Here is a 3,707-nt window from a genome sequence, read left to right as displayed (position 1 = left end):
TACAGCCAGGCGCGGGGACCGCACAGGCAGCCGGTCCCCCCGCACTCTGAGATTGATCGTCTGACAAGCGTCAGTCTGCCGTCTCCTCCCGGCCGACCTTCACGCCCATCTTGTCCTCGTAATACTTGACCAGCGCCGCCTGGTCCTCGTCGATGTGGCCGTTGTCGTTCATCCAGTCCATCACATGGAGGACCACATCTGTCAGCGGCGTGTCGATGTCCAGCTTGTGGGCATAGTGCTTGGCGTTCAGGATGTCCTTCCGGTGGACGGCGATCCGCGCGCCGGGGGTGTAGTCCCGCTTGATGATCTTGGGCACCTTGTTGTCGTACATGGGACCGCCGGCAAAGCCGCCCCGGGTGGCCTCGAACGTGGTCTGCAGGTCGATGCCCGCCTTGGCCGCGAAGGCATAGCCCTCCGCAATGGCCACCAGGATGGCGCCGCCGATCATATTGTTCACCAGCTTGGTGACGCTGCCGCTGGCGGGACCGCCGGTGTAAACGGGACTGCCCATGCACGCCAGGACCGGCTTTACCTTGACAAAGGCCTCCTTGTCGCCGCCGGTCATAATGGCCAGCGTCCCGGCGATGGCCATGGGGTTGCCGCCGCTGACCGGGGAGTCCAGCAGGAACATCCCCGCGTCCTTGGCCTGCTGGTACAGCTCCAGAATGATGTCCGGTGCGGTGGAGCTCAGGTCCACAATCACATTGCCGGGCTTGCCGTACTGGATGGCCTGCTCCACGCTGTTGCGGATGATGGGATGGGTGGGCAGGATCTGGAGGATCACGTCGCAGGCCTTGTAGATTTCTGCCGGGTCACTGACGGGGATGCCGCCTGCCTCCCGGAAGGCGTCCATCTGCTGCTGGACCACATCGTAGCCCAGCACGGGCAGCCCGCACTTCTGCACCACGTTTTTCGCCATAGGCAGTCCCATGACGCCCATTCCCAAAAATCCGATTTTTTGCATATCCAAGACTTCCTTTCTTCGCAATCAGCCCGCCATGATGCTGGGAAGCAAGGTGGTGAGGGGCGAGACATAGGTGATGAGGAACAACACGATAATGGAGATCAGCAGCATGGGCATCATGGCCTTCAGGGAGTGAGACAGCCGGGTTTCGCCGGTCTGGTTGCACAGCAGCAGACACAGGCCCACCGGCGGCGTCACCAGGCCGATGCAGAGGTTGAAGCTCATGACGATGCCGAACTGCAGCAGATCGATGCCGAAGGCATTCAACAGCGGCAGCAGGATCGGGGTCATCATCACCACAGCCGCATTGGCCTCCATCAGCATACCGATGATCAGGAACAGAATGTTCAGCAGCAGCAGAATGACGACGGGGCTGTTTGTGATGGAGCTGAAGAAGGAGACCAGCTGCTGGGGCAGGCCGGAGGTGGTGATTACATAGCTGGAGGCGGAGGACAGGCCCACCATCACCATGATGGTGGCGGTGGAAACTGCGCCCTCCACAAACACCTGGGGCAGCTCCTTGAAGCTCATGTCCTTGTATACGAAGAGGCTGATGATTAGGCTGTACACCACTGCCACGGCAGAGGCCTCGGTGGGGGTGAAGATGCCGCCGAAGATGCCGCCCAGGATGATGATGGGCATCAGCAGCGCCCAGATGCCCTTGCGCACGGAGGCGCCGATCTTCCTCAGGTTGGGCTTCTCATGGGCCGGCAGATTGTGCTTGTGGCCGTAATACAGGCCGTAGGCAATCAGAGCCACCGCCAGAATGATGCCCGGCAATACGGAGCCCAGGAACAGCTCCGCCACGGACACATTGGTGATGCTGGCGTACACGATCAGCACAATGGAGGGCGGAATGATGGGACCCAGGATGGAGGAGATGGACGCTACGCCCACGGCGAAGGGGGCGGGATAGCCCTCCCGCTTCATGGCGGGGATGGTGATGCCGCCGATGGCGGAGGCGGTGGCCACGCCGGAGCCGGAGATAGCGCCGAACAGGGCGGAGGCCAGAATGGTCACCAGGGACAGGCTGCCCTTGATGTGTCCTATAATGGCATTACAAATGTCAATCAGTTTTCCTGTAATACTGCGGGACATGATATTGCCCGCCAGAATGAAGAAGGGGATGGCCAGCAGGGCGCTGCCGTTCATGCCCGCGAACATTCTCTGAGGCAGCACAATCAGGGGCAGGTCCGCCAGGTTCAGGGCCGCCAGGGCGCCGATGCCCAGGGCGATGTAGATGGGGAATCCCAGGAGGGCGAGACCCAGCAGCAGAATGATGATTAACAGGCCGGCGTTCATACCTGGGCCTCCTTTCCGGCCCCGCGCAGGGCAGAGATGTTCTTGAAGAGGACCTCAATGGAAGTCAGGAGCATCAGCACGATGCCGACGGGCATACAGGAATAGGGGATGGACATGGGGATCCCAAGCCCCGCAGACATGGTGCGGGCGCCGGTCTGCACCAGGGTGATGGAGTAGGACAGCAGGAATACCATGAACACCATGCCGGCCAGAGTGGCGATGATGGTGAGGATGGTCCGCACCTTCGGCTTCATCAGATTGATGAGAATGTCAATCTGCAGATGGCTGTTGCGGCGGATGGCAATGGCTGCACCGATCATCACGTCGTAGATGAACAGATACCGGGCCAGCTCCTCGCTCCAGGAGTTGGCGTGGGCAAAGATGTACCGCATGATGACCTGGTAGGCGATGATGATGACCATAATCCCTACGGTGACAGCCAGGATCGCTTTCTCGACCTTCTCCAGGACATCTAGGAATTTGGAATATCCTTTCAGCATGTTTGACACCTCGCTATGTCCTTCGTGGCGGTTGTCAGGCATTGGGGGCCAGTGCACGGATCTGGTTGCACCAGTCGGCCAGATCGGGGAAGTTGGCCTCCGCATAGCCGCTGAAATGCTCGGTAAAGGCGGCGTTGTCCACATCCACAAAGGTGACGCCTTCCGCGGTCAGCTCTTCCTTGGCGGCATCCTCCCGCTCCAGCACCTCCTGACCGATCTGCTCGCCGGCATAGACGGCAGCCTCCTCCAGCGCGGACTGGATGTCCTCCGGCAGGGATTCAAAGTACGCCTTATCCATGATGATGGTGTTGGCGCTGTATACATGGTTGGTCAGAATCCAGTAGGGGCAGACCTCCTGGAAGGAATAGCTCTGGGAGTCCAGGATGGAGTTCTCCTGCCCATCCACGGTGCCCTGCTGCAAAGCCGTGTAGGTCTCGCCCATAGCCAGGGGAGTCGGGGCGGAGCCCATCCACTCCCAAACCTTGATGTAGCCCTCCAGATTGGGGCTGCGGAGCTTGAAGCCGGCGAAGTCCTCCACGGTCTTCATCTCCTTGGTGGCGGTCACGATCCGGGCACCACGGTAACCGGCGCCCATCAGCTTGAAGCCGGAGTCATTGCCCACGGTGTCTAGAATCTCCTGGCCCAGCTCGCCGCCCCAGACCGCCTGGAAGTGGTCGTAACCGTTGTAGATGTACGGCATGATGTCGATATTTGCCAGATTTGTGAAGGGAGCCAGCGTGCCCACGGACTCGCAGGTGATGTCCGCTACGCCGGCAGCCATGCCCTCCAGCACCTCAGTGGTGGAACCCAGGCTGTTGCCGCCGTAGAATTCAATGGAGACGCGGCCGGATGTGAGCTCCTCTACCTTCTCCTTGAAGAACGTGGCCATATCATAGCCCAGCTCGCCGGGGGCACTGCCGTTCAGCGCCATGCGCCAGGTG

Annotated in this window: 4 protein-coding genes; all 4 read right to left on the bottom strand. The window is 60.6% G+C overall.

The genetic code is table 11. From position 1 onward, the window contains the following. Positions 1–70: 70 nt before the first annotated feature. Positions 71–964 (bottom strand): NAD(P)-dependent oxidoreductase, encoded by an 894-nt coding sequence (locus tag QVE23_RS08250; RefSeq protein ID WP_287967063.1) that lies wholly within the window; start codon positions 962–964, stop codon positions 71–73. A gap of 24 nt (positions 965–988) precedes the next feature. Next, a complete protein-coding gene (locus tag QVE23_RS08245) occupies positions 989–2,266 on the bottom strand; it encodes a TRAP transporter large permease (protein ID WP_273482055.1) in 1,278 nt (425 codons plus the stop codon). After that, the gene (locus QVE23_RS08240; RefSeq protein ID WP_287967916.1) at positions 2,263–2,766 is read right to left on the bottom strand and encodes a TRAP transporter small permease; all 504 of its coding nucleotides are present in this window, start codon (positions 2,764–2,766) and stop codon (positions 2,263–2,265) included. The genes QVE23_RS08245 and QVE23_RS08240 overlap by 4 nt, the downstream gene beginning before the upstream one ends. Positions 2,767–2,800: 34 nt before the next feature. Further along, on the bottom strand, positions 2,801–3,707 hold a 907-nt coding region (locus tag QVE23_RS08235), incomplete at its 5' end, for a TRAP transporter substrate-binding protein (protein WP_287967915.1).

Source organism: Oscillibacter sp. KLE 1728, from assembly GCF_934833455.1.
GTDB lineage: Bacteria > Bacillota > Clostridia > Oscillospirales > Oscillospiraceae > Oscillibacter > Oscillibacter welbionis.
Note: the sequence above shows the minus strand (reverse complement) of the source record. Positions and strands in the feature narration are given on the sequence as shown.

Excerpts from the sequence above, each read along its gene's own strand:
- QVE23_RS08250 (WP_287967063.1), bottom strand. The coding sequence starts at position 964 with ATGCAAAAAATCGGATTTTTGGGAATGGGCGTCATGGGACTGCCTATG.
- QVE23_RS08240 (WP_287967916.1), bottom strand. The coding sequence starts at position 2,766 with ATGCTGAAAGGATATTCCAAATTCCTAGATGTCCTGGAGAAGGTCGAG.
- QVE23_RS08245 (WP_273482055.1), bottom strand. The coding sequence starts at position 2,266 with ATGAACGCCGGCCTGTTAATCATCATTCTGCTGCTGGGTCTCGCCCTC.